A 24,524-nucleotide genomic window follows, 5' to 3' on the forward strand; every position below is an offset into this window, starting at 1 on the left:
GTCGATCCGCGGTGGTCAGCACCGTCCGGAGGTGGCGATGAGCACCGCAGCGGTGCGCCGGGGTGCCGGGGTGCCGGTCGAGCAGCGCTGACGGCCACTGCGATCCGGGCGGGCCCGGCGGTCACGGTGACCGTTCCGGCTCCGTGGGCATAATGATCAGGTGCCATCGCCGACGCCGCCAGCACCGATGGCTGAGCCAGCACAGCCGTCACCTGCCGCGACCACTCCTGCGGTGGTGACCGCCCGAGCCCCTGACCCGGCACGGACGCCACCGGGCCTGACCGACACGGCGGACGCGGACACCGGCACGGCGAACGCAGCGGACGCGGACACGACCGGCGCGGACACGACCGGCGCGGACACGACCGGCGCGGACACGACCGGCGCGGACACGGCGGGTGCGGAGGTGGTCGCGGCGGCGAAGGCGCTGGATCGGACGAAGCTGCTGGCGGCGCGGTACAAGGCGGCGATGCTGCGGCCGTACCTGGCGACGGCGTTGTACGCACTGTCGGTGGTGCCCAGCAGGCATCTGGCGACGATGGGGGTCGACCGGCGGTGGCGGCTGTACGTGGCGCCCGAGTTCGTCGACGGGCACGGTGTCGAGGAGCTTGCCGGGGTGTGGGTCCACGAGGTGGCGCACCTGCTGCGGGATCATCACGGGCGGGCGGAGCGGTTGCCGGCGGGGGACCGGGCGGATCATCTGCGGGTCAACCTCGCGCAGGACTGTGAGATCAACGATGACCTGATCGCGGACAAGCTGGTGTTGCCGGCGTCGCGGGTGGAGCCGGGGACGTTCGGGTTGCCGGAGGGGCGGCTGTTCGAGGAGTACCTCGCTGGGGTGCCCCACACGCATGAGCACCACGTGCAGTGCGGGTCGGGGGCGCACGGCATCCCGGTCAAGGGTGAGGTCGATGACGCCGCGGGGCCCGGGGTCAGGGACGTGGAGGCGGTGGCGATCCGGCGGCAGACGGCCGACGCGATCCGGGCGCACGTGCGGTCCCGGGGCACGGTGCCCGGCGGGTGGCAGCGGTGGGCGGACGAGATCGCGGAGCCGGTCGTCGACTGGCGGCGGCTGCTGACCGGGGCGTTGCGGCAGGCGGTGGCGTGGGCCAGCGGGGCCGTCGACTACACGTACGCGCGGCCGGGGCGGCGGACCGGGGCGATGCGCGGAGTGGTGCTGCCGAGCCTGCGCCGGCCGCTGCCCCGGGTCGCGATCGTCGTCGACACGTCCGGCTCGATGGGGACCGACGATCTGGCCGCGGCGCTCGGTGAGGTGACGGGCGTCCTGCGTACCGTCGGCATCCGCGGCAACCGGGTGACCGTCGTGGCGTGCGACGCCGACGTGCATGCCGTGACGCGGGTGGTGAAGGCCGAGCAGGTGGAGCTCGGCGGGGGCGGCGGCACCGACATGCGGGTGGGGATCGCGGCGGCGCTGCGGTCGCCGGACCGGCCGCAGATCGTGGTCGTGCTCACCGACGGCGGCACCCCGTGGCCGGACGAGCCGGTCGGCTGCCGGCTCATCGCGGGCCTGATCGGGGCGAACCCCCCGCTGCCGCCGTCGTGGGTCGAGCCGGTGCACATCACGAGCGGTTGACGAGCCGAGCAGACGACCCGCGGAACAAGCAGCCGGCGACTTTCGGAGACTGTCCGGGCGCGGCCCGGCTGCCTACCGTGAGTCGTATGGCAGAACACGAGCTGGGACTCTCCCGCGGCGACCGGTGGCTGATCGGCGTCGGGTTCCCCGTGCTGGGGGTCGCCGCCGGGTGGGCGTTGCCGCTGCTGGCGCGGTGGCTGCTGACGCTGCCGTGGGTGCCGTTCGGCGGGCCGGTGCGGCTCGTGGCGGCGCTCGACGAAGGGTTCGGGCGGGTCGCGCTGATGGGCGCGGGGCTGCTGCTCGGCCTGGTGTTCGTGGTCGTCGCGGTGCACGAGACGCTGCGGGTGACCGTGGCCGGCGACGAGGTGCGGCTGCGGCTCGGCGACAATGCGTGGAGCGTGCCGAGGACGGACGTCTCCGCGGTGTTCGTCGACGGGCGGATGCTCGTCGTGCTCGACCGGGAGTCGCGGCAGGTGGTGCGGGAGAAGCTGGAGCGGGCCGGTGACCCGCGGGTGGCGGAGGCGTTCCGGGCGCACGGCTACCCGTGGCAGAAGGAGGACCCGTTCCGGGACCTGTTCCGGCGCTGGGTGCCGGACCTGCCGGATCTGCCCGGCGCCGTCAACGCGGTCCTCGCCGCGCGGGCCGTCGCGTTGCGGAGCAAGAGCGCCACCGACGCCGGCGAGCTGCGCGACGAGGTGCAGAAGCTCGGGTACACGGTCCGCGACGACGGCACGACGCAGCACTGGCGTCCGCTGGTGCGCTCATGAAGGCCCGCGACGTCGCCGTCGACGTGTCGGTGTTCGTCATCTCGGCGCTGACGATGGTGGTCGCGGCGACGGCCGGGCTGGACAACGGCACGCTGAGCGACGAGCGGCTGCTGGTGTCGACGGCGGTGACCCTGCCGGCGCTGGTGCTGCTCTGGTGGCGGCGGCGGTGGCCGGTACAGGTGGCGCTGCTGCTGCTCGTCCCGGCCGCACTGACCGACTTCGTCGGCGGGGCCACGATCATCGCGGTGTTCACGGTGGCGGTGCACCGGCCGTTCCGGGTCGCGGTCGCGGTCGGCGTCGCGCACCTCGTCGTGCCGGTCCCCTACCTGCTGCGGTATCCGGACCCCGACCTGCAGCTCGTCGGCAACGTCTCGGCGGCCCTCGTGCTGACGGTGATCGTCCTCGCGTGGGGCTCGACGGTCCATACCCGGCGGGAGCTGATCGCGTCGCTGCGGGAGCGGGCGGTGCGCGCCGAGGCCGAGGCGCTGCAGCGCGCCGACCTGCTGCGCGGCCTGGAGCGGGAGCGGATCGCCCGCGAGATGCACGACGTCCTCGCGCACCGGATCTCCCTGATCAGCCTGCACGCCGGGGCGCTGGAGATCCGCCGGGACCTGTCCGGGGAGCAGGTCGCGGCGGCCGGCGGCACCATCCGCGCCAGCGCCCACCAGGCGATGGAGGAGCTGCGGGAGATCCTCGGGGTCCTGCGCAGCAGCGACGACGACGAGCTGCGGCCGCGGCAGGATCTCGCCGACCTCGACGAGCTCATCGAGGAGGTCCGCCGCGCCGGTACCCCCGTGCGGCTCGACAACCGCCTCACCGGCGACGGCGACGACGGCCCCGAGACGCTGCCCGCGGCGGTGAACCGGACCGCGTTCCGGCTGGTGCAGGAGGGCCTGACCAACGCCCGCAAACACGCGCCGGGCGCGGAGGTGGCCGTCCGCCTCGACCGGACCAGCAAGGGCGAGCTGCACGTGTGGCTGCGCAACCCGCTGCCGGCCGTGCCGGTCAGCCCGGAGCTGCCCGGGTCCCGGTCCGGGCTCGTCGGCCTAGGCGAACGTGTCACCCTGGCGGGCGGGCGCCTGCGGCACGGCCCCCGGCTGATGGGGCACGCCGCGCACCCGGAGCAGGTCGGGTTTCATCTGGAGGCGTGGTTGCCGTGGCGGGTGTGATCCGGGTCGTGGTCGTCGACGACGACGCCCTCGTCAGGGCGGGGCTCGCGATGGTCCTCGGCGGCGACCCCGACCTCGACCTCGTCGGTGAGGCCGGCGACGGCGCGGCGGCCGTGCGGGTCGTCCGGGCGAGCCGGCCCGACGTGGTGCTCATGGACATCCGGATGCCGCGGATGGACGGGCTCGCCGCCCTCGAAGCGCTGCGGGCCGAAGGGACGCCGGGGGCCGTGGTGGTCCTGACCACGTTCGACACCGACGAGCACGTGCTGCGGGCGTTGCGGCTCGGCGCGCACGGGTTCCTGCTCAAGGACACCCCCCCGCTCGCCATCCTCGACGCGGTCCGGCGGGTCGCGGCCGGTGAGCAGATGCTGTCGCCGTCGGTGGTGCGGCGGCTCGTCGAGCACGTGGTCCGCGACGAGACCGCCGACCGGCGCGCCGCCGCGGAGAAGACCCTGGCGGCGCTGACGCCCGCCGAGCGGAAGGTCGCCGAGGCCGTCGCCGAGGGCCGGTCCAACGCCGAGATCAGCGCGGCGCTGATGATGAGCGTTGCCACCGTGAAGACGTACGTGTCGCGGATCCTCGGCAAGCTCGGCTGCACCAACCGCGTGCAGATCGCGATCATGGTGCACGAGAGCAGGGCGGCCTGAGGCAGCCTCAGCGGCGGTGGTAACGGTCCGCGATGAAACCCGGCTCAGCGGGTTGAGGGGGCGCGGGCAGGCCGGGGGCCGTGCTCGCGCCGAAGCCGCGCCGCAGTGAGCGCACCTGCTCCTCCATGGCCGGCACGCTGGCGCGCGCCTGCCGCTCGACGACCAGCTCCGAGAGGCGGCTGTTGACGAACGTGCGCAGCCAGTACACGACGGCGACGCTGCGCGGCACGAAGACCTTGCGGCGCCGGTGCTCGATGCCCGCCACGAACGCCGCCGCGCAGCGCTGCACGGACGTCGTCGAGCCCAGCGGCGGCGGCAGCCTGCGCAGCGTCTCGCGGAACGCGGGCATGTCGTCCTGGGCGTCGCGGACGAGGTCGGTGTCGATCCACGACGGGTGCGCGGTGCCGACCCGGACACCGTGGTGGGCGACCTCCAGGCGCAGCGCGTTGCCGAAGTGCTCCACGCCGGCCTTCGAGGCGCAGTACGGCGCCATGCCCGGCAGCGCGGCGAACGACGCGGCGGACGCGACGATGAGCAGATAGCCACGCGACGCGATGAGATGCGGCATGACCGCCGCGGCCGTCCGCATGACGCCGATGAGATTGACCTCGACGGTCCGCACCAGCGCCTCGATGTCACCGGTGGCGACGGTCCCGCGGCTGGCGACCCCCGCGTTGGCGACGACCGCGTCGAGCCGGCCGTGGGCGGCGACGGCGCCCTCCACCGCGGCTGCGAGACTGGTCTGATCGGTGACGTCGCAGAGGAACCAGGGCGCGTCGAGGTCGGCGGCGACGGCGGCGAGACGGTCGGGTTCGAGCCCGGCGAGGACCACCTTGGCACCGCGGGCGGCGGCGAGGCGGGCGGTGTGCTCCCCGATCCCGCGCGCCGCTCCGGTGACGAGCACCACCTGGCCGGACAAGCTGTGCTGCACCGTGTGCCCCTCCCGTCGGCGGTACCGTTCAGTACCAGGCAAACTAACACCCACCGACATTCTGGCGAAAGGCCAAGGCAGGCGCATGACGAGCACGAGAACCGCCGAGGAGGTCCGCGAGGCGCTGACCGGCGGGCTGGCGGCGGCGATCGCCGACAAGGGCTACGCGGCGACCACGATCGCGGACGTGGTCATGCACGCGAGGGTGTCGAAGCGCACGTTCTACGAGCACTTCGCCGACAAGGAGTCGTGCCTCATGGCGCTGTACGAGCAGGGCTGCGGCTACCTGCTCACCGTGGTGCGCAGCGCCGCCACGCGGGGCGACGGCGTGGTGCGCAGCGCCGCCCCGCGGGGTGACGGCTGGAAGGCGATGATCAACGACGGGGTGACCGCCTACCTCAACGCCCTGGAGAGCATGCCGGCGGTGACCCGCACCCTGCTGGTGGAGATCCAGGCGGCCGGCCCGAAGGCCTACCGGCTGCGTCAGCAGATGCAGCGCCGGTTCGCCGATACGCTGGTGGAGGTGGTCGATGCGGCCCGCGCCGCGGACCCGGCCATCCCGAGGCTGTCACAGCTGCTGGCGATCGCCCTGGTGGGAGGGGTGCACGAGATGATGCTGCAGGTCTCCGACCCGTACACGGGCGCCGGACCGTCCTTCACGTCCCTGGCCCCGGCCGTCGACGAGCTGGTCTACGCGATCCTCACGAATCCCTGGTCCGCCGGGATGGAATGATCGAGCACACCCGCGGGTTGCGGTGTTGTAGAAGGCTTTACAAGGAGGCTGCGTTCCGGTGCTCAACCCCAGCGAGCTCTACACGCTCACCGAGGATCTGCCGGCCGTCGACCGGCCGGTGCTCGTGCATGCGCTGACGGGCTTCGTCGACGCCGGCAACGCGAGCCGCCTCGCCCGTGAGCACCTGCTGACGGTCGGGTCGCCGCGCACCCTGGCGACGTTCGACCTCGACCAGCTCTACGACTACCGCAGCCGGCGCCCGGCGATGCTGTTCGTCGAGGACCACTGGGAGCACTACGAGCAGCCGCGCCTGCTGCTGCGCGTCCTGCGCGACGCGACCGGCACCGAGTTCCTCCTGCTCGACGGCCCGGAGCCGGACCTGCAGTGGGAGCGGTTCACGGCCGCGGTCATCGAGCTGATCGAGCGCTTCGACGTGCGGGCGACGGTCGGCCTGACCGCGATCCCCATGGCGGTCCCCCACACGCGCCCGACCGGGGTGACCGCGCACGGCACGAGCCGCGACCTGATCGCCGGGTTCGAGCCGTGGCTGCAGCGCGTCCAGGTGCCGGGCAGCGTCGGCAACCTCCTCGAGTTCCGCATCGGCCAGCAGGACCGCGACGCGTTCGGCTTCGCCGTGCACGTGCCGCACTACGTGGCGCAGGCGGAGTTCCCGTCGGCGGCGGAGAAGCTGCTCGCCTGCGTCTGCGAGGCGACCGGCCTGCAGCTGCCGACCGAGGAGCTGCACGCCGCCGCCGAGACCGTGCGCTCCGAGATCGACGTGCAGATCGCGCAGGCCGACGAGGCGGCCTCGCTGGTGCGCGCCCTGGAGGAGCAGTACGACGCGTACACCCGCGGCCGCCAGGGCCAGAACCTCCTCGCCGACTCCCCGTCCCCCCTCCCGACTGCCGACGAGATCGGCGCCGAGCTGGAACGATTCCTCGCCGAACAGACCCGCAACGACGAGAACCCGTAGAACGGACCCGAAACGACGGCAGGCGTAGCGGCGCGGTCACACGGCGAACGGGGCGAAACCGGGTCTCCCGCCCTGGTGGGACGGCATGAACTACGGTCCGTCACGACGCTGGAGATCAATTTCTGCGGCGATGCTAGAGTGCGGTAAAGCGGCGCCCTGCACACACGAGCGGTCGCGTCACCCCGGGCCGGCCGTGCGGCCGGGCCGTGCGGATCAGAAGGCCTGGCCGGTCAGGCGTTCGTAGACCTCGACGTAGCGGGCGCGGGTGCGCTCAACGACGTCGGCGGGGATCTCGGGGCCCGGGGCGGTCTGGTCCCAGCCGGTGCCGCGGGACCAGTCGCGCACCGACTGCTTGTCGAAGGAGTGCTGGGCGCGGCCCGGCTCCCACTCGTCGAGGGGCCAGAAGCGCGACGAGTCCGGGGTGAGGACCTCGTCGGCGAGGACGACGGCGCCGTCGGGGGTGAGGCCGAACTCGAGCTTCGTGTCCGCGACGATGATGCCGCGCGACGCGGCGATGTCCCGGCCGCGCGAATACACGCGCAGCGTCAGGTCGCGCAGCTCCTCCGCGAGCTCCTTGCCGATCTGCTCGACGACCTCGTCGAACGTGACGAACTCGTCGTGCTCGCCGACGGCGGCCTTGGTCGTCGGGGTGAAGATCGGCGCGTCGAGCCGGGAGGCCTCGACGAGGCCCGGCGGGAGCGTGAGGCCGCTGACGGCGCCGTCGCGGTTGTACTCCTTGAGGCCGAGCCCGGTCAGGTAGCCGCGGGCGATGCACTCCACCTGCACCATGTCGAGGCGCCTGCAGCGGATGGCCCGGCCGGCGAACTCCGAAGGCACGTCCGTCGCGGACAGCACGTGGTTGGGGACCAGGTCGGCGAGCTGCTCGAACCACCACAGGGACAGCCGGGTGAGGACCGCGCCCTTGTCGGGGATCGGGGTCGGCAGGACCACGTCGTAGACCGAGATGCGGTCGGAGGCGACCAGGATCAGGTCGTCGCCGTCGAGATACACGTCGCGGACCTTGCCGGAATGCAACAGCTTCACGCCCGCCACCCTAACGTTTAGACTCCCTTCAATCTCAGGGGTACGGCGGCCCCGCAACGACAGGGAGCCGCCATGCCGCACACCCGCCGTCAGGTCCTCGCCACCGGTCTGCTCAGCACCGGCGCCGTCCTGCTGCATCCGGCACGGGCGGGCGCCGCCGTCACCACCGTCGATCTCGTCGTCTACGGGGCCACGCCCGGCGGGCTGGCGGCGGCGATCCAGTTCCGCAGGTCGGGCGGCACGGCCGTCGTGGTCGAGCCGGGCACGCACGTCGGCGGGATGACGACCGCGGGCCTCGGCGCGACCGACACCGGCAACACCGGCGCGATCGGCGGCCTGTCGCACGAGTTCTACCGGCGCGTGTACGGCAGGTACAACGGCACCCCGGTCACCGCCACGTCCCCGGCGCGGTTCACGTTCGAGCCGCACGTCGCCGCCGCCGTCTTCGCCGACCTGCTGGCCGAGGCGGGCGTGACCGTCCACCTCGGCCGCAAGCTGCAGACGGTCACCATGAGCGGCAACCGGATCGTGGAGATCAGCAGCGAGGACGGCGGGATCTACCGGGGGCTGATGTTCGTCGACGCCAGTTACGAGGGCGATCTGATGGCGAAGGCCGGGGTGGCCACGACCCTCGGCCGGGAGGGCAACGCCCAGTACGGCGAGAGCGTCAACGGCGTCCAGCTGCGCGACAAGCACCAGTTCACCAGGCCGGTCGACCCGTACGTGACGCCGGGAAACCCGGGCAGCGGCCTGCTGCCGGGCGTCCAGGCCGCGACCCTGGCGCCCAACGGCACCGCCGACGGGAAGATCCAGGCCTACAACTTCCGCATGTGCCTCACGACAGCAGCGGATCGCCTGCCGTGGGCGAGACCGACCGGCTACGACGCCGGTCGGTACGCGCTGCTGCTGCGGTACGTCGAGGCCGGCTACACGGGCCCGTTCTTCAACACGGTCGGCGTCGGCGGCGGCAAGACCGACTCGAACAACGACGGCGCGTTCTCCACCGACGACATCGGCATGAACTACGCATACCCGACAGCGAGCAGCGCGGTCAGGGACACGATCGTCGCCGAGCACCGCACGTACCAGCAGGGCCTCATGTGGTTCCTCAGCAACGACCCGAGGGTCCCGGCGGCCGTCCGCACCGCCACCGCGAGCTGGGGGCCCGCCCCGGACGAGTTCGGCGCCACCGGGTTCTGGCCGCCCATGCTGTACGTGCGGGAGGCCCGCCGCATGGTGGGTGCCTACGTGATGACGGAGCACAACTGCCGGGGCTCGGCGACCGTCGCGGACTCCGTCGGCCTGGCCAGCTACACGATGGACTCGCACAACTGCCAGCGGCTGGTCGTGGGCGGGGTCGCGAAGAACGAGGGCGACGTGCAGGTCGGGGTCCCCGGCCCGTACCAGGTGAGCTACCGCTCGATCGTGCCGGTCGAGGCGCAGTGCGCGAACCTGCTGGTCCCGGTCTGCCTGTCGGCGAGCCACATCGCGTACGGCTCGATCCGGATGGAGCCGGTGTTCATGGTGCTGGGCCAGTCCGCCGCGGTGGCGGCGCGGCTGGCGATCGCCGGCGCCGTGCCCGTGCAGCGGGTCAACGTGACGACCCTGCAGGGGCTGCTCCGCGACCTGGGCCAACGAATTGACATTTCGGGCAATTCGGAAATTGTTATCGACAGCCGCGGCAGTGGGGTGACGCGAGCGGGGGCGTGGCTGTCGAGCACGTCGATCGGCGGCTACTACGGCAGCGACTACGAGCACGACGGCAACACGGCGAAGGGCGTGAACCGGTTGCGGTTCACGCCGGCGCTGCCCGCGGCGGGCGCGTGGACGGTGCAGCTGCGCTGGACCGCGCATGAGAACCGGGCCAGCAACGTGCCGGTCGACGTGGTGCATTCGGGTGGGCTGAGCACGTTCAGCGTCGACCAGCGCGCGTCCGGCGGGCAGTGGGTGGCGCTCGGCACGTTCCAGTTCACCGCGGGCAGCGCCGGCTCGGTGCTGATCCGCACCGAGCAGACCAACGGCTACGTGGTCGCCGACGCGGCCAGGTTCGTCAGGGTGTGACGACGGTCAGGCACCGATGGCGGGCCTGGCCAGGGCGGTCGCGAGGAGGACGTCCAGCAGCGCCGGGTAGTCCAGGCCCGCCACCCGGAACATCTGCGGATACTGCGACACGGCCGTGAACCCGGGGAACGTGTTGACCTCGTTGATGACCGGTTCGGTGCCGTACCGCAGGAAGAAGTCGACCCGCAGCAGCCCCCGGCACTCCAGGGAGCGGAACGTGCGCACGGCGAGGTCCTGCAGCTGCTCGATGATCGCCGGCTCTAGCTTCGCCGGGATGTCGAAGATGGTGGTCGGGTCGAGGTATTTGGCCTCGTAGTCGAAGAACTCGTGCTTGTCCGGGAAGCTGATCTCCAGCGGCGGCCCGACCTGGAGGGAGCCGTCGGGGTGCTCGAGGACACCGAGGTCGACCTCGCGCCCGTGCACCATCTCCTCGACGAGGACCTTCGCGTCGCTGGCGCGGGCCTCGGCGAGGGCGTCGTCGAGCTCGGACCAGTCGTCGACCTTGGACACCCCGAGGCTGGACCCGGCCCGGGACGGCTTCACGAAGACGGGCAGCCCCAGCCGCTCGCGCTCGGTCGAGGTCACCGTCCCGACGCCGCCGCGCAGGACGACGCCGTCGGCGACGGGCAGCCCGTCGGCGACGAGGAGCCGCTTGGTGAACTCCTTGTCCATACCGGCGGCGCTGGCGAAGACGCCGCTGCCGACATACGGCAGGCGGACCATCTCCAGCACGGACTGGATGGTGCCGTCCTCGCCGTAGGGCCCGTGGATGGCGGGGAACACGACGTCGCAGTCGCGCAGGGCGCCGATCGCCTCGGCGAGGCTGGCCAGGGCCGGCACGTCGGTCTCCTTGGTCAGCGCCAGAAGCCCTTCGAGATCGAGGGCCTCCGGGGAGTCGGCGTCGCGGCCGAAGACCCAGGTGCCGCTGGGCGTGATCCGCACCGGCACGACGTCGTAGCGGGCCCGGTCGAGGAACCGCACGATGCTCAGCGCCGACTTGCACGAGACCTCGTGCTCGCCGCTGCGCCCTCCGAAGACGACGGCGACGCGGGTGCGACGATCAGCCATGCGGTGACTCCTTACCGAACCGACGTGTACGTGCGTGGAACCCGGGCCCCGATGCCCGTCAAGATCTCATGCGGGTTGGTCCCCGCCCACGCCGCCCACTCTTCCACGGTCGGCTCGGCACCGTCGCCCGGCCCGAACAGCACGATCTCGTCACCGAGGGCGACGGACAGGTCACCGGCGTCGACGACGAACTGGTCCATGGCGACCCGCCCGGCGATCGGGCACCGCCGGTCGCCGATGGCCACCGCGCCCCGGTTGCTCAGCTGCCGCGGCACCCCGTCGGCGTATCCGGCGGGGACCAGCACCATCGTCGTGTCGCGGTCCGTCACGTACTGGTGCAGGTAGGACACGCCCGTGCCGGGCGGGACGCGTTTGACGTTGACGGCGCGGGCGCGCAGCGTCATCGCCCGCCGCAGCCCGGCGACGACCCCCTCGATCGGCTCGACACCGTAGAGCGCGAGCCCGGCCCGGACCATGTCGTAGTGGCTGGCGGGCACGTCGACGATCCCGGCGGAGTTGGCGAGGTGCCGCAGCGGCGGTTCGAGGCCGGCCTTCGCGGCGATCGCGAGGGCGTCGGAGAAGCGTTCGAGCTGCAGCGCCACGGACGGGTTGCCCGGGTCGTCGGCGGCGGCGAGGTGCGACCAGATCCCGCGGACCATGAGGGCGCCGCGCCGCTCCAGGTCCGCGGCCCGCGCCACCAGCGAGGGCCAGTCGGACCAGGCGACACCGTTGCGGGTGAGGCCGGTGTCGACCTTGAGGTGGACGGCGGCGCCGGGCGCCATCGCCTCCAGGTGCTGCGGCGTCGACACGGACAGGTCCACGTCGTGCCGGACGGCCCACGCGAAGTCGTCGCCGGTGCCATACAGCCAGGCGAGGACCGGCGCGGTGATCCCCGCGTCGCGCAGCCGCCGGGCCTCGGCGATCGAGGTGACCCCGAGCCAGGTGGCGCCGGCGGCGAGGACGGTGCGGGCGACCGGTAGCACTCCGTGACCGAACGCGTCGGCCTTGACGACCGCCATGGTCTCGGCGCGGGGGGCGGCCAGACCGGCCAGGAGCCGCGTGTTGTGCGCCACGGCGTCGAGATCGACGACCGCCTCTGCCATCGGTTGCACCTGCCACCCCCTCGTCCCGTCGATCATAGTGGTCACCGTGCGTCACAGCGGTGTCGGTTAACCGGCACGGTACAGCCGGACCGACAGGCCGCCGGCGATCAGGAACGTCGCGGCGAGCACCGCCAGGTGCAGCGGCCGCGGCACGTCGCCGACCCACGCGGCCTGGATCGCCTGGCGGAACGCGCCGAGCGGGGTGAGGTCGCCGATGCGGCGCAGCACCGCCGGCATGACCTCGACCGGCACGTACAGGCCGGCGAAGAACGCCGACGGGAACCACATCGCGAGGGCCCAGCCGGTCGCGGACTTCGCGGTGCCGGCGGCGGACGCGACGAGCAGCCCGATCGGGAACAGCCCGAGGACGCCGAGGGCGAGCACCGGCAGGACCAGCGCCAGGTCCGGCAGCCGCATGTCCATCAGCGTCACGCCGACGAGCATGGTCAGCAGCGTCGAGACGAGCACGACGCCGCTGTTCATGAGCAGCTGCGCGCCGAGCATCGCCGACGGTCTGACCGGGGTCGTCGCGAAGCGGCGCAGGATGCCCTTCTCCCGGTACGAGGTGAGCACCACCGGCAGCATGAAGAACGCGATCATCGCCAGGGACACCATGATCGACATCGACGGGATGTAGGTGTCGATGCCGCGGTGCCCGCCGAAGGCCGGGTCGGGCCGCCGGACGCTCGCGGACCAGCCGAAGGCCAGCAGCAGCGCGACCGGCAGCAGGACGGTGAACAGCGGCGGCGACACCTCCCGGAGCATGAGCCGGGTCTCGACGATCGTGAGGCGGGCCAGGGTACGCATGATCAGACTCCAGTCAGGGCGACGAAAGCGGATTCCAGGTCGGATTCGGAAGCCCGCCGGATCAGACCCGCGGGGGTGTCGACGGCGATCGTGCGACCGTCGTCGATGACGGCGATCCGGTCGCAGAGCCGCTCGGCCTCGTCCATGAAGTGCGTGACGAGCAGCACGGTGACGCCGCGGTCGCGGATGTCCTCGATGAGCCGCCACGTCTCGCGCCGGGCGTGCGGGTCGAGGCCGGTGGTGAGCTCGTCGAGGACCGCGACCTCCGGGGAGCCGATGAGCGACAACGCGATCGACATCCGCTGCTTCTGGCCGCCGGAGAGGCTCTTGTACTGCTGCTTCGCGTGTTCCGCGAGGCCCAGGGAGGCGAGGACGGCGGCCGGGTCGGCCGGGTCCCGGTAGAAGGAGGCGAACAGGTCCAGGGCCTCGCCGACCCGGATCCGGTCCGGCAGCTGCGACTCCTGCAGCTGCACGCCGAGCCGCTCGCGCAGCGCCGGGTCGCCCGGGTCGAGGCCGAGGACCCGGACGGTGCCGGCGTCGGCGGTCCGCAGCCCCTCGATGATCTCGACGGTGGTGGTCTTGCCGGCGCCGTTGCGGCCGATGACGCCGAAGATCTCGCCGCGCTCGACGGAGAAGGTCACGTCCTTGACCGCGTGCCGGTCGCCGTAGCGCTTCTGCAACTGGTGAACGTCGATGACTGCCATGCCATCGATCCTGCGAGATCCGGGCGGCGGGCAGAATGATGCTGGGCGCCGGACAGGGGTGGGGCTAGGTGCACCCCGCAGACGGCGGTCAGGGCCGATGTGCCGGCGGCGGCGCGTGAAGAGACTGGACCACATGACCTGGTTGAGGAGTGTGCGGCGCAGCGTCGTCCTGCTGGGCGTCGCCGCCGTCGTGTTCGCGCAACTGCTGCTGTCCCTGGTGATGCTGCTGCCCGGCGTGCTGCTCGGCCTGGTCTTCCTGATCCCGCCGCCGGTGCTGTTCGGGCGCCGCCTCACCAACCGGTGGCGGGCGATGTTCGCGGACTGGACGGGCTGCCCGGTGCCGGAGCCCTACCGGCCGCCGCCGGCGGACCCCGAACCCGGCGAGGACGGCCTCTACCGGCACGACGCGACCCTGTACAAGAAGCCGACCTTCCCCCGGTTCTTCCACCGCCTCGACTGGCTGATGCAGGACCCGGCCACGAAGCGCGACCTGACGTGGCAGCTGTGGTTCCCCCTCCTCGTCCTGGTCGCCGTGCCGCTGGGGCTCGTCGCGGCGCCGCTGACGGTCCGCGCCGTCGGCTCGTGGTCGGCGTGGATGCTCGCCCCGATGGACCCGGTCCGCGCCGCCCGCCGCAAGCAGCGCGGCAAGCGCACGCAGAAGGTCCTCCTCGCCTGGGGGCGGGCGGCGCTGCTGGTGTGCTGCGCGGCCCTCGAAGTGCTGCTCCTCGCCTTCACCCTCGCCTGCTTCAGCCTCGGGTTCGGCCTCGGGTTCGTCTTCCTCATCCCCGTCGCGGTCTCGCACTACCGCTGGCTGGTGAACCTGCGCCGGTACTTCGCGAGCTGGAGCGGGGTGCGGATCGACCGGCCGTACACGCCGGAGCTGCTGCCGAAGCGGCGCCCCGACGGGATGCTGCAGGTGCAGAACAACCTGTACAAGTCCGAGGCGATGGCGTCGTACAACGCCCGCTGGCTGTGGACGTGGCACGACGTCGCGTCGTGGCGGGACCTGGTGTGGCTGGCCACCGACCCGGTCGTCACGGTCGCACTGCTCGGCGCGCCGGTCGCCGCCGTCGTCTACGGCGCGTTCGGCCTCGCCCTGCCGTGGCTGTGGACGACCGTGTTCGACGCCGACTGGTCCGCCTGGTACGGCGCCGCCGACGGCGACCGGACCGCCGGGCTGGTCCTCGGCGTCGCGCTCGTCGGCGCCGGGCTCGCGATCGCCGAGCAGGCCGTCGGTGTCCACGCGCGGTGGACGGCGCTGCTGCTGCGCCCCACGAAGGAGGCGGCGCTGCGGCTGCGGGTGGAGCAGCTGACCCGTAGCCGCGCCGACGCCGTCGACGCGCAGGCCGCCGAGGTCCGCCGGATCGAGCGCGACCTGCACGACGGCGCGCAGGCCCGGCTGATCGCGGTCGGACTGACCCTCGGCGCGATCGAGCGGCTGATGGACACCGACCCGGCCGCCGCGAAGGAACTGGTCCGGCAGACGAAGGAGACCGCGGCGGCGGCGCTCATCGAGCTGCGGGACCTGGTCCGCGGCATCCACCCGCCGGTGCTGTCCGAGCGTGGCCTCGCCGACGCGGTCCGCGCCCTGGCCCTCGACACCGCCGCGGACGTCACCGTCGCCGGCGCGCTGACGGGCCGGCCGCCGGCGCCGGTGGAGTCGGCCGCCTACTTCGCGGTCAGCGAGCTGATCGCCAACGCCACCCGGCACGGCGGCGCCGCCACGGTCACCGTCGATCTGGAGCACGTCGCGGGGCTGCTGCGGGTCACCGTCGCCGACGACGGCACCGGCGGCGCGGACCCGTCCCGGGGCACCGGCCTTCGCGGCATCGAACGACGGTTGGGTACCTTCGACGGGACCCTGGCCCTGAGCAGCCCGCTGGGCGGGCCGACCGTCGCGACGCTGGAGCTGCCGTGCGTGTTGTCCTCGCCGAAGACCTCTATCTCCTGAGGGACGGCATGGTCCTGCTGCTGCGCAGCCATGGCTTCGAGGTGGTCGCCGCCGTCGACACCGGCCCCACGCTGCTCGCCGCGCTGCTGGAGCACCGCCCCGACGTCGCGGTCGTCGACGTGCGGCTCCCGCCCAGCTTCACCGACGAGGGCCTGCAGGCCGCGCTGGCCGCCCGCCGGGAGGTGCCGGGCCTGCCGGTCCTGGTGCTGTCGCAGCACGTCGAGCAGCTGTACGCGCGGGAGCTGCTCGCCGACGGCACCGGCGCCGTCGGCTACCTGCTGAAGGACCGGGTGTTCAACGCCGACCAGTTCGTCGACGCGGTCCGCCGGGTGGCCGGCGGCGGCACCGTCATGGACCCGACCGTCATCGCGAAGCTCGTCGCCAGGCCGTCCGCGACGACCGGCACGCTCACCCCGCGCGAGCGGGAGGTGCTGACCCTCATGGCCGAGGGCCGGTCCAACGCCGCGATCGGCAAGTCCCTGTTCCTCAGCGACAGCGCCGTCGGCAAGCACATCGCCAGCATCTTCGGCAAGCTCGACCTGCCCGTCTCCGACGACGACAACCGCCGCGTCCTAGCGGTCCTGGCTCATCTGCAGGGCAGCTGACACGAACGAGGCGTGGTCGCGGATGTAGTCCGCGGCGTCGTAGTAGTGCGACGCGAAGACCAGCAGCGCCGCGTCCGGCGAGTAGCGGTACTGCGTCGCCCACGTCATCGGCGGCAGGTACAGGCCGGTCGCGGGACCGTCGAGGAGGAACTCCTGCCGGACCACCCCGTCGTCGGCGACGACGCTGCAGCGGCCCTTCACGCAGATCAGGAACTGGTGGCACTCGCGGTGCGCGTGCTGGCCGCGGACCTTCTCGTTGGGCACGTCGAAGACGATGAAGTAGCGGCGGACGGGAAACGGGATGTCCCGTTCGAACTCCCCGACCGACAGGTCGCCGCGCAGGTCCCGCACGTAGTCGAGCCGGTGCACGGTCACCCCGCGGACCTTCGTCGCGCCCACCCGCTCCCCCGGCGACAGCTCCGGCGGCGAGTGCTGCGCCGGCACCGACGGGGCGGCGTCGACGTAGCCGGTGAGCCGCGCCGGGTTGCCCACGACGATCGCGTACGGCGGCACGGACCGGGTGACGACGGCGCCGGCGCCGACCATCGCGTGCCTGCCGATGGTGACGCCGGGCAGGATCGTGGCGTTCGCGCCGATCGACGCGCCGGCCGCGACCGTCGTGCGGGCGAACGCCTCCGGGTACCGGCGGCTGCGCGGCATCCGGTCGTTGGTGAACGTGACGTTGGGCCCGACGAACACGTCGTCCTCCAGGGTCACGCCGTCCCACAGCTGCACGCCGCACTTGACGGTGACCCGGTCGCCGACGACGACGTCGTTCTCGACGAACACCCCGTCGCAGACGTTGCAGTCCGCGCCGATGCGCGCGCCCGGCAGTACATGGGCGAACGCCCAGATCCGGGTGCCCGCGCCGACGGCGGTGGTCTCGCACAGGGCGTTGGGATGGGTGTAGAACGACATCAGCGCCGGCCTCCCGGCAGGAGCGTGGTGGTGCGCCGGCCCGTGTAGTGCAGCTCGCGCGCGGCGACGGCGAGGGGGCGGCGTTTCGTGTTCTCGTAGCCCCGCCACGCGTAGGAGCCGACGACGCCGAGGCCGAGGGCGTTCATGCCGCCGAAGAACAGCACGACGAGGACCGTCGCGGCGTAGCCGGGCACGTCGAACAGGCCGGCGAGGCGGGCGGACACGACGACCGCGCCGAGGGTCAGCGACACGAGCAGCCCGACGGTCCCGGACGTCATCAGCAGCCGCACCGGCAGGTCGGTGAACGCGAAGACGCTGTCCATCAGGTACGTGACCTTCTTGCGCAGCGTCCAGCCGGAGCCGCCGGCGGCGCGGGGGCGGCGGGTGTAGGCGACCTGCTTGCGGCGGAACCCGAGCCAGAACAGCAGCGCGACCAGGGACGTGTTCGCCTCTTCGCAGGCGAGGAGGCAGTCGCGGAACGCGCGGTTGCAGCCGAACATGTCGACGCCGCCGCTGGGCATGTCCCGCACGATGATCCGCCGGTACACGCCCCAGAACAGCCTGGCCGCGACCCGCTGCCCGAGGGGGTCGGCGCGGCCCTCGCGGGTGCCGACGACGACGTCGTGCTCGTCGGCGGCGAGGGTCCGGAAGAACTCCAGGGCGAGCTCCGGTGGTTCCTGCAGGTCGGCGGCCATGACGGCGAAGTAGTCGCCGGTCGCGTGCTGCAGCCCGACCCGGATCGCGGCGAACGACCCGAAGTTGCGCGACAGCAGCACCAGCCGGGCCGGGAAGCGTTGCGCGGGCAGCAGCGCCTGCAGCAGCTCCGCGGACCGGTCGGGGCTGCCGTCGACGACGAACACCGCCTCGAGCCGGCCGCCGAGCTCGTCGTGCAGGTCACCGACGGCGGCGAGGAGGTCGTGGACGGTGTCCTCGTTGCGGTACACGGGGACGATCAGGGAGTACACGAGGCTCAGCCCTTTCCGAACGCCGTGACGGCGGCGGCGATGTCGTCCACCCGCGCCGGGTCGAGCCTGGGGTCGAGCGCGGGGTGGCACGGCAGGCTCAGCACCTCGGCGCAGAGCCGCTCGGTGACCGGCAGGCAGCGGCCGGCGAACCTGTCGCCGTGCACCGGCTGCCGGTGGTCGGGCAGCGGGTAGTGCACGTCGTGGGGCACGTCGCGGGCGCGCAGGTGCGCTGACAGCGCGTCGCGGTCGGTGCAGCGCAGCACGTACAGGTGGCCGACGTGGCCGGGCGCCTCGACGTCGGGCAGCGTCACCTGCGGGTGCCGGATCGCGTCGCGGTAGCGGGCGGCGACGGCGACCCGGGCGGCGTTCCAGCCGTCGAGGTGCGGCAGTTTCACCGACAGCAGCGCCGCCTGCAGCTCGTCCAGGCGGCTGTTGCGGGCCGGGCCGGTGACCTGGTGATACTTACGGTCCCAGCCGTACTGCCGCAGCCGCCGCACCCGGTCGGCGACCTCGGCGGAGGCGGTGACGACGGCGCCGGCGTCGCCGAGCGCGCCGAGGTTCTTCGTCGGGTAGAAGCTGAACGCGGCCGCGTCGCCCCACGCCCCGGCCCTGCGGACACCAGAGGGGCCGTCGCGGGCGGCGCCGTGCGCCTGGGCGCAGTCCTCGACGACGGCGGCGCCGTGCCGGTCCGCGACCGCGCGGAGCGCGGGCATGTCGGCGAGCCGCCCGTACAGGTGTGTGACGAGGACCGCGTCGAAGCGCTCCTGGTCCAGCAGCGCCGGGTCGAGGGTGGCGGTGTCCTCGTCGACGTCGACGTGGACGGGTTCGGCGCCGAGGGCGAGGACGGCGGTGGTGCCGTAGCCGCCCGCGTTCGCGGCGAGGGCGACCCGGTCGCCGCGGCCGACCCCGACGCCGGCCAGGGCGAGCTCGATCGCGTCGGTGCCGTTGCCGACGCCGACGGCGTGCCCGGCGCCGCAGTAGGCGGCGAACGCCTCCTCGAACGCGGCGACCTCCCGGCCGAGGACGTACCAGCCGCTGCCGACGACCCGGCGCACGGCCGCGGTGAGGTCGTCGGTCAGGCCCGTGTGCAGCGCCAGAAGATCGTTCATCGCACCTCATAGACGGTGATCTGCCCGGCGGTGAACCGGGGTTCGGCGGCGGTCCGCAGGTCGCCGACCGGTCCGGCGGTCGCGTCGGCGACGAGCCAGCGGACGTGGAACCGGTCGCGGAGCACGCCGATGGTGGCGGGGCCGGGATCGGTGAACGCGGCGTCGTTGGCGGCGAGCCGTCCGGGGTCCCAGAAGTCGGCGAACCACGGCGGCACCCCGTCGGCGGCGGCCCGCACGTACGTGGTGTTGGTGAAGCCCCAGCCCTCGACGAGGACCCGGCGGCCGCTGGCGGCGGCGAGCGCGAACCGGCGGTTGTCGCACATCCCGCCCGCAGGACGGACGCCGAAGCAGTGCGCGTTGGTGGCGAGCAGGTCACCGGGTGCCGCGTGCCCGTGCAACCAGCGGCCGGCGGTCCAGGTGTCGCGGTCGATGGCGCTGGTCCGCCCGTCGAGGGCGACCTGGTCGCTGCCGGGGACGGCGCGCCAGCCGCCGAGGGCGGTGTCGGTGACGACGACGGCGGTCTGGTCGTAGGCGGCCGGCAGCCCGAACCCGGCGCACAGGGCGATCGCCACGGCGGCGATCCGCCCGTCGCGGCGGACGAGCGCGGCGGCGGCGACCACGACGGCGAGACCGGCGAGGATGACGTACGGCCGGGCCAGCTCCCACCCGATGCCGTCGCCGACCGGCTGGATCGTGTCGTACCGGCGCATCAGGAGCACCGCGGCGACACCGGCGGTCGCGGCGAGGGCGAGGGCGCCGCCCTTCGCCCACGTCATCGTCCCGGCGACCGCGGCGAGCCCCACCACGGAGGCGAGGGCCAGGTACGGCCGGGCGGACACGATCAGGTAGGACTGGGACCCGCCGGGGTGGCCGAACAGCAGGACCCCGGCGACGCCGCCGGCGCCGACGGCGAGGAGCAGCAGGACCGGGGCGTCGAGGGCGCGGCGGCCCAGGGCGAGGATCCCGGCCCACATGAACAGCCAGCACAGGACGGTGAGCAGGGCGGCGAGCCGGGCGTGCCCGGCGGGGGTGCCGGGGCCGGTGTAGCCGGTCCAGGTGGCGGCGACGGTGACGAAGCCGTCCATGGTGGCGAGGGGCCGCACGACGAGGCCCTGGTTGGCGCCGCCGTCGTAGAGGACGACCTGCGCGACGACGGTGCACGCGGCGGTGAGGGCGGCGGCGAGCAGCGCCGGCCGGTGCAGCCCGCGCCGGGCGACGAGCCGCACCACCACGACGAGGACCAGGGCGCCGGTGAGCAGCGGCAGGTAGGGCGACTTCGCCCCGGCGAGCCCGGCGAGCAGCAGCGCGAGCAGGCTGTGCGAGCCGCGCCCGTCGAGGATGTCGAGGAGGACGAGGACGACGGCGGCGAAGAGGAACGCGCCGAACGTCTGGGTCGGGCTGGTCCAGGCGACCATCCGGTACATGGACCCGTCCTCGTACGCGCCGAAGCCGAACCAGCCGTCGTAGTGCGGCCAGCCGTAGGGGTCGGGGGCGAGGACGAGCAGGGTCACGACGGCCGCGACGGGCCCGGTCCACCAGCGGCCGGTCAGCCGCCGGGCGAGGACCGCGACGAGGAGCAGGGTGCCGGCGAGCATCGGCAGCGGGGTGAGCCGCACGAGCAGGGTCAGCGGTTCGACGCCGGTGACCCAGCTGGTCGCGGCCATCTCCGGGTAGACGAACCAGTGGTAGACGAGGGGTTCGCCGGACACCCAGGGCGCCTGCATCGGCATGTGCTGCTTCGCCTCGGCGATGAGCGCGAGGTGGAACGGGGTGTCGGCGTCGGTCGCGCCGGTGACCGGCCAGCCGAGCCCGTGCGAGCGGAACATGCGGACGCTGCGCAGGACGAGCACGGCGACGACGAGCAGCATCGACCACGCCCAGAGCGCCGGGGTGCGTTCCCCGGTCCCCTTCCAGGCCTGTCTCAGCCGCGGTACGACCAGCGACGCGCCGATCATGCCGGCCGGCCAGGCGAGCACCAGCAGCGGCTGCCCGGCGGCGCGAGCGGCGATGTAGGCGAGGACCTCGACGACGTAGCCGAGGGCGGCACCGGCGACGACGTCGGCGACGAGCCGGCCGGACCGCCGCAGCAGCACCCGCCACAGCAGCAGGCCCGGCAGCACGACCCCGGCGGTGAGCCAACCGGCGAACGCGAGCGTCGTGGGCAGGGAGACGCCGTAGAACCGCAGCGTGCACGCGATCCCGGCGAGCCCGACGGCGAGGGGCAGCGCGGACGGCGGCGGCGCGCCGCGGAACCGGCGGCGGCCGGCGGTCACCGGTGGCTCGCCCGGACCCGCGGCGGGTTCACGTGTCGCGTCCAGTGTCGTGCTCACTGCACCGCCCAACGGCGCGGAAGCTGGATGGGTCGCGCCTGATCACCCGTTCGCGGCACACGCGGCCGCGGTCGCCGGTCCGGGCGGCAGCGGATGCGCGACGCCCAGCGCGGCCGCCGCGAACAGCGCGGCGCTCGCGAACAGCACCACCGCGGCGAACCTGAGCGGTTTCGGGCGCGGGGCCGCGACGAGCAGGGCGCAGCCGGCGACACCGAGCAGCACCAGCGGCAGTGCGAACCGGGTCTCGGTGGCCGAGGTCATCAGCGAGCCGCAGACGGCCGCCGCGAGGACCGCCAGGCAACGTGCGCCGGGGGTGCGGCAGGCGGCGGCGACACCCACGACGGCGATCAGGACGACCGGGACGGCGAGCTCATAGTGTTCGGCGGTCGCCGTGGTGCTGTACGGCGTCGAGCGGGACCAGGCGAGCGCTGCCGCCACCTTCTGGACGAGGAACAGCGCGGAGCCGGGCAGGTTGGTCGCGAGTGCCTCGATCAGCCCGCCCGTCGATCGGACCGGGTGCCCGGCGACCGCGCCGGCGAGGGACGGGTCGCAGTAGAACTGCTGCGGCGCACCGGCGGCGGGTTCGATCGTGTCGTAGCGGACGACGTAGGACGCGTACCCGGCCTGGAACCCGGCGAGCCCCGCGGTGCCGGGCGGGGTCAGCCCCGGCGCCGCACCGCGGGCCAGGTTGAACACCACCTGCGGCAGCGACCCGGCCAGGACCCCGGCCGCGAACCATGCCGCCGGCCACCGGCGGGTCACCGCGACGATCCCGCCCAGCGCCGCCAGGGGCAGCAGATACGCGGGGCGCAGGTTGAGCGTCACACCGGCGGCGAGCCCCGCCAGCGGCAGGGACCATCGGACAGGCTCTCGCAGCGCGAGCCACACCGCGGTCAGGAACGCGGCGACGGCGGGCAGGTCCATCAGCGGATACGGCGCGAACCGCGCGGCGACGAGCCAGGTCAGCGGCGCGCACACCCACACCGCGGCGGCCCGGTCGCCGGCGATCCCGGGCAGCAGGAACGCCCCGACAACCGCCACGAGCAGGGCGTTGACCGCCAGGACCGCATACCGGCCGGCGCCCGGCAGCAGATGCTCAGCGAGGGCGGCGGGCGCGTGGACGACGCTGGTCAGCACCCCACGGAAGTCCAGGTCGCCCTCACGGACCGGATCCGCGTCCGTGAACAGGGCCAGAGAACCGTTGAAGTAGCGGGCCGCGTCGTAGACGAACCCACCGGCCGGCCCCTGCGCCACCGTCGCCACGACCATTGCCACGGCCACGACCAGCCGCCGATCCGCCATGAGGTTCCTAACGATCGAAGGGACCGCGCCGGTACGTGGTGCGGTACCGTGTTCGCCGCTCATGTTGAGACTTCGGTGAGGAGCAGGACCGATGGGGAACGTGGAGGACTGGGTCGTCGTCGGCCTGGACAACGGCGGCACCGCCAACAACGCGACGGTGCTCTCCCACGACGGGGCGTTCCTCGTCGACGGCCTGGTCGAGGTGCCGAGCCGGGTCCTGGAAGGGCCGGCGATCGCGGTCGAGGCCCTGGCAGGGGCGTTCGACAACATCCTCGCCGTGACCAAGATCGAGCGGGAGCGGGTCGCCGCCGTCGGCCTGGACACGCCGGGACCGGCCACCGCCGACGGGGTCATCTCCTCGAAAGGTTCGACGAACTTCTCCCAGCAGGCCTGGTGGGGCTTCGACTTCCGCGGCGCCCTGGAGCAGCGGCTCGGGCTGCCCGTCGTCTACAACAACGACGGCAACGCCGCCGCGCTCTACGCGCACCACCTGCACTTCGGCGCCGACGCGAACGAACGGTCCTCGGTGTCCGCGATCGTCGGCACCGGCCTCGGCGGCGGTGTCATCGAGCAGGGCAGCGTGATCAAGGGCGCCGCCGGCATGGCCGGGGAGCTCGGCCACGTCCACATCCCGATGCACGGCCTCCTGGAGGAGGGGCAGCCGCTGCCGTCGTGCGGGTGCGGGTTCCTCGGCGACGTGGAGAGCGTCAGCTCGCTGACCGGCATCGTGCGCAACCTGCTGCCGTACTGGCTGACCCGTTTCCCGGACCACCCGCTGCACCACGCCGACACGGTCCGGGCCGCCGCGAAGCAGGTCCGGTCCTTCGCCGAGCAGGGCGACGAACTGGCGCTGCGCATCTTCGACCAGCAGGCGATGGGCCTGGGCCGGCTGTTCACGATCGCCGCCAACTTCACCGACCCCGACTGCTACTTCGTCGGCGGCGGTGTCGTCGAGGCCGCCCCGCACTTCCGGGAGTGGTTCCTGGCGAAGGTGCGGGAATACACGCTGCTGCGCGAGGAGCAGGCGGCGGTCGCCACGTTCGCCCTGGTCCCCGACCGCGACATGGCCGGCGCCCGGGGCGCGGCGATCGCGGCGGCGGCGAGCCTGTAGGGCGTGCGCTGCGAGACACAGCGGCGCGGCGATCGCAGCGGCGGCCAGCCTGTAGGGCTCAGGCGGCCTCGACGGGCGCCGGGGCGCGGGCGACGTTCTCGCCGGCCTGGGTCAGGATGCCGTGGTCGTCGCGCTGCCAGCGGCGGCCCCGGCTGTCGGTGAAGCGCAGCTCGACGTGCATGTCGGCGGACGGGGCGAGCCGGATCGTGCCGTCCTCGTTGATCCTGTCCCGCTCGACCGGCCCGTCGGTGTGCTCCTCGTCGAACCCGGCGTACACCTCGGGCTGCTCCGACGGCGGCACGATCCGCACCCGCCGGAGCGCGGTCCACGCGGCGGGCGGGTCCCGGAACACGATCTCCAGGTCGTAGACGGGAGTACCCCCGGCGTTGCGGATCGCGGCACCCACCACGCCCCGCGTGATGATCTTCTCGAAGGTCTCGCGTTCGCTGACCGCCCACGCGCACACCCGCTCGGCGTCGGCGCGCACCTCGGCCAGCTGATACGCGGCAAGGAGGTCGGCGGCCGCGGCCACGGCGCGCCGGACGCCCTTGAGCGCCTGAAAGGCGAGGAACACGGCCGCACCGGCGACGAGCGTCGCGAGCACCGCCACCACCAATGCCATCACACCGGAC

The 24,524-nt window shown here is 73.3% G+C and carries 21 protein-coding genes and 1 pseudogene; 10 read left to right on the top strand and 12 right to left on the bottom strand.

The window, feature by feature from the left end; genetic code table 11:
- Positions 1-232: 232 nt before the first annotated feature.
- The 4 genes from ABZS58_RS05770 to ABZS58_RS05785 all read left to right on the top strand — a co-directional run bounded on the left by ABZS58_RS05770 (position 233) and on the right by ABZS58_RS05785 (position 4,177).
- Positions 233-1,594 (top strand): VWA-like domain-containing protein, encoded by a 1,362-nt coding sequence (locus ABZS58_RS05770; RefSeq protein WP_354777971.1) that lies wholly within the window; start codon positions 233-235, stop codon positions 1,592-1,594.
- An 86-nt stretch (positions 1,595-1,680) separates the two neighbouring features.
- Positions 1,681-2,361, top strand: coding sequence for a hypothetical protein (locus ABZS58_RS05775; protein WP_354777973.1), 681 nt, complete (start codon positions 1,681-1,683; stop codon positions 2,359-2,361).
- A complete protein-coding gene (locus tag ABZS58_RS05780; RefSeq protein ID WP_354777975.1) occupies positions 2,358-3,530 on the top strand; it encodes a histidine kinase in 1,173 nt (390 codons plus the stop codon). Before ABZS58_RS05775 ends, ABZS58_RS05780 begins: the two co-directional genes overlap by 4 nt.
- On the top strand, positions 3,518-4,177 hold the full coding sequence (locus ABZS58_RS05785; protein ID WP_354777977.1) for a response regulator transcription factor: 660 nt from the start codon (positions 3,518-3,520) through the stop codon (positions 4,175-4,177). The genes ABZS58_RS05780 and ABZS58_RS05785 overlap by 13 nt, the downstream gene beginning before the upstream one ends.
- Positions 4,178-4,184: 7 nt before the next feature.
- On the opposite strand, the gene ABZS58_RS05790 is transcribed toward ABZS58_RS05785, so the two are convergent.
- A complete protein-coding gene (locus ABZS58_RS05790) occupies positions 4,185-5,108 on the bottom strand; it encodes an SDR family oxidoreductase (protein ID WP_354777979.1) in 924 nt (307 codons plus the stop codon).
- Positions 5,109-5,193: 85 nt separating this feature from the next.
- Here ABZS58_RS05790 and ABZS58_RS05795 point away from each other — a divergent pair, with 85 nt between their 5' ends.
- Both ABZS58_RS05795 and ABZS58_RS05800 read left to right on the top strand, forming a co-directional pair.
- Entirely contained in the window at positions 5,194-5,841 is a 648-nt protein-coding gene (locus ABZS58_RS05795; protein WP_354777981.1) for a TetR/AcrR family transcriptional regulator, read from the top strand.
- A gap of 58 nt (positions 5,842-5,899) precedes the next feature.
- Positions 5,900-6,814 (top strand): PAC2 family protein, encoded by a 915-nt coding sequence (locus ABZS58_RS05800; protein WP_354777983.1) that lies wholly within the window; start codon positions 5,900-5,902, stop codon positions 6,812-6,814.
- 213 nt (positions 6,815-7,027) lie between these two features.
- Here ABZS58_RS05800 and ABZS58_RS05805 read toward each other — a convergent pair whose 3' ends face one another.
- Positions 7,028-7,996, bottom strand: a complete 969-nt coding sequence (locus tag ABZS58_RS05805; protein WP_354777985.1) for a phosphoribosylaminoimidazolesuccinocarboxamide synthase — start codon at positions 7,994-7,996, stop codon at positions 7,028-7,030.
- Between ABZS58_RS05805 and ABZS58_RS05810 the strand changes: the two genes are divergently transcribed.
- Entirely contained in the window at positions 7,931-9,919 is a 1,989-nt protein-coding gene (locus ABZS58_RS05810) for an FAD-dependent oxidoreductase (RefSeq protein WP_354777987.1), read from the top strand. The two genes, ABZS58_RS05805 and ABZS58_RS05810, sit on opposite strands and share 66 nt — an antisense overlap.
- A 6-nt stretch (positions 9,920-9,925) precedes the next feature.
- Here ABZS58_RS05810 and ABZS58_RS05815 read toward each other — a convergent pair whose 3' ends face one another.
- The 4 genes and pseudogenes from ABZS58_RS05815 to ABZS58_RS05830 form a co-directional block, all read right to left on the bottom strand.
- Positions 9,926-10,987, bottom strand: a complete 1,062-nt coding sequence (locus tag ABZS58_RS05815) for a D-alanine--D-alanine ligase family protein (RefSeq protein ID WP_354777989.1) — start codon at positions 10,985-10,987, stop codon at positions 9,926-9,928.
- Between the two features lie 11 nt (positions 10,988-10,998).
- Positions 10,999-12,090, bottom strand: coding sequence for an alanine racemase (gene alr, locus ABZS58_RS05820; RefSeq protein WP_354777991.1), 1,092 nt, complete (start codon positions 12,088-12,090; stop codon positions 10,999-11,001).
- A 66-nt stretch (positions 12,091-12,156) separates the two neighbouring features.
- Positions 12,157-12,897 carry an ABC transporter permease gene (locus ABZS58_RS05825; RefSeq protein ID WP_354777993.1) on the bottom strand — a complete coding sequence of 247 codons (741 nt, stop codon included), beginning with the start codon at positions 12,895-12,897 and terminating at the stop codon, positions 12,157-12,159.
- Positions 12,898-12,956: 59 nt separating this feature from the next.
- Positions 12,957-13,601, bottom strand: a pseudogene (locus ABZS58_RS05830) (ABC transporter ATP-binding protein); the annotation flags it as partial.
- 133 nt (positions 13,602-13,734) lie between these two features.
- Between ABZS58_RS05830 and ABZS58_RS05835 the strand changes: the two are divergent.
- Together ABZS58_RS05835 and ABZS58_RS05840 are read left to right on the top strand one after the other, a co-directional pair.
- Complete coding sequence (locus ABZS58_RS05835; RefSeq protein ID WP_354777995.1) at positions 13,735-15,552, top strand: histidine kinase; 1,818 nt, start codon at positions 13,735-13,737, stop codon at positions 15,550-15,552.
- Positions 15,516-16,157 (top strand): response regulator transcription factor, encoded by a 642-nt coding sequence (locus ABZS58_RS05840; RefSeq protein WP_354777997.1) that lies wholly within the window; start codon positions 15,516-15,518, stop codon positions 16,155-16,157. The genes ABZS58_RS05835 and ABZS58_RS05840 overlap by 37 nt, the downstream gene beginning before the upstream one ends.
- On the opposite strand, the gene ABZS58_RS05845 is transcribed toward ABZS58_RS05840, so the two are convergent.
- Genes ABZS58_RS05845 through ABZS58_RS05865 form a run of 5 tightly spaced genes read right to left on the bottom strand, consistent with a single transcriptional unit; the run spans position 16,125 to position 22,781 of the window.
- Positions 16,125-17,075: a WxcM-like domain-containing protein gene (locus ABZS58_RS05845; protein ID WP_354777999.1), complete on the bottom strand. Its 951-nt coding sequence runs from the start codon at positions 17,073-17,075 to the stop codon at positions 16,125-16,127. The two genes, ABZS58_RS05840 and ABZS58_RS05845, sit on opposite strands and share 33 nt — an antisense overlap.
- A complete protein-coding gene (locus tag ABZS58_RS05850; RefSeq protein WP_354778002.1) occupies positions 17,075-18,040 on the bottom strand; it encodes a glycosyltransferase family 2 protein in 966 nt (321 codons plus the stop codon). The genes ABZS58_RS05845 and ABZS58_RS05850 overlap by 1 nt, the downstream gene beginning before the upstream one ends.
- A 5-nt stretch (positions 18,041-18,045) precedes the next feature.
- Positions 18,046-19,149: a DegT/DnrJ/EryC1/StrS family aminotransferase gene (locus ABZS58_RS05855; protein WP_354778004.1), complete on the bottom strand. Its 1,104-nt coding sequence runs from the start codon at positions 19,147-19,149 to the stop codon at positions 18,046-18,048.
- Positions 19,146-21,479, bottom strand: a complete 2,334-nt coding sequence (locus ABZS58_RS05860; protein ID WP_354778006.1) for a hypothetical protein — start codon at positions 21,477-21,479, stop codon at positions 19,146-19,148. Before ABZS58_RS05860 ends, ABZS58_RS05855 begins: the two co-directional genes overlap by 4 nt.
- A 42-nt stretch (positions 21,480-21,521) precedes the next feature.
- Complete coding sequence (locus ABZS58_RS05865) at positions 21,522-22,781, bottom strand: hypothetical protein (RefSeq protein WP_354778008.1); 1,260 nt, start codon at positions 22,779-22,781, stop codon at positions 21,522-21,524.
- A gap of 91 nt (positions 22,782-22,872) precedes the next feature.
- Here ABZS58_RS05865 and ABZS58_RS05870 point away from each other — a divergent pair, with 91 nt between their 5' ends.
- Positions 22,873-23,892, top strand: coding sequence for an ROK family protein (locus ABZS58_RS05870; protein ID WP_354778010.1), 1,020 nt, complete (start codon positions 22,873-22,875; stop codon positions 23,890-23,892).
- A gap of 58 nt (positions 23,893-23,950) precedes the next feature.
- On the opposite strand, the gene ABZS58_RS05875 is transcribed toward ABZS58_RS05870, so the two are convergent.
- Positions 23,951-24,517 carry a hypothetical protein gene (locus tag ABZS58_RS05875; protein WP_354778012.1) on the bottom strand — a complete coding sequence of 189 codons (567 nt, stop codon included), beginning with the start codon at positions 24,515-24,517 and terminating at the stop codon, positions 23,951-23,953.
- Between the last annotated feature and the right edge of the window lie 7 nt (positions 24,518-24,524).

It is taken from the genome of Dactylosporangium sp. NPDC005555 (assembly GCF_040605635.1).
Lineage (GTDB): Bacteria > Actinomycetota > Actinomycetes > Mycobacteriales > Micromonosporaceae > Dactylosporangium.